The sequence below is a fragment of the Anaerotignum sp. genome (assembly GCF_031981185.1).
Lineage (GTDB): Bacteria > Bacillota > Clostridia > Lachnospirales > Anaerotignaceae > Chakrabartyella.
On the sequence record NZ_DALYUL010000004.1, the window covers coordinates 169,187 to 169,932 of the forward strand.

The following is a 746-nucleotide window of genomic DNA, read 5'->3' on the forward strand; positions in this document are numbered from 1 at the left end:
AGATAGATTGGCTATTCATTATTATAACCAATTTTTAATGATATAGATTTTTATATTGTAGCATTCATTCAATATAAAAGCCACCCTAAAAGGTAAGATATTATGTTAGGAAATGGACGTATTCTCTGTAAAGTAACAGAAAAAGCAAAAAAAAGATAAAAGTTGTCAAAAAAATGAATAATTGGGTTGACAAGAAGGTGATTTTAAGATATATTAAGTAGCACCGCCGCTGATGTAAAAATAACAGAGGCGAAAAAGTGAAAAAAGAGTAGAAAAAGTTCTTGACAATATGGTATCTACATGGATATAATATTAAAGGTTTCGCTGCTCAAGAAAAGCGTTGAAAACCCATATGGAGAGATGTCCGAGTGGTTTAAGGAGCTGGTCTTGAAAACCAGTGACTCCGAAAGGAGCCGTGGGTTCGAATCCCACTCTCTCCGTTGTTACAATTTAATAATAGCATTTTTTGATTGAGATCATTATGGAGAAGTACCCAAGTGGTTGAAGGGGTTCGCCTGGAAAGCGGATAGGTCGTTAACGCGGCGCGAGGGTTCAAATCCCTCCTTCTCCGCCATTTTAACTCAACGGAAGTGGCATTTTGAAAAAAATGAACTTTCGAAAAACAAGTTAAAAAGTGCTTGACAAGATGAAGAGAATCTGATAAGATAATCTTCGCCGCTGAAAAAGCGACTTGATCCTTGAAAACTAAACAGTAGAGATACAAACACACAACCCATAGTCAATTC

General features: G+C 36.2%; 2 tRNA genes. Both read left to right on the plus strand.

The window, feature by feature from the left end:
* The first annotated feature begins 354 nt into the window (after window positions 1–354).
* Window positions 355–440, plus strand: a tRNA-Ser gene (locus RTK36_RS03680).
* A 43-nt stretch (window positions 441–483) separates the two neighbouring features.
* Window positions 484–574, plus strand: a tRNA-Ser gene (locus tag RTK36_RS03685).
* Window positions 575–746: the final 172 nt, after the last annotated feature.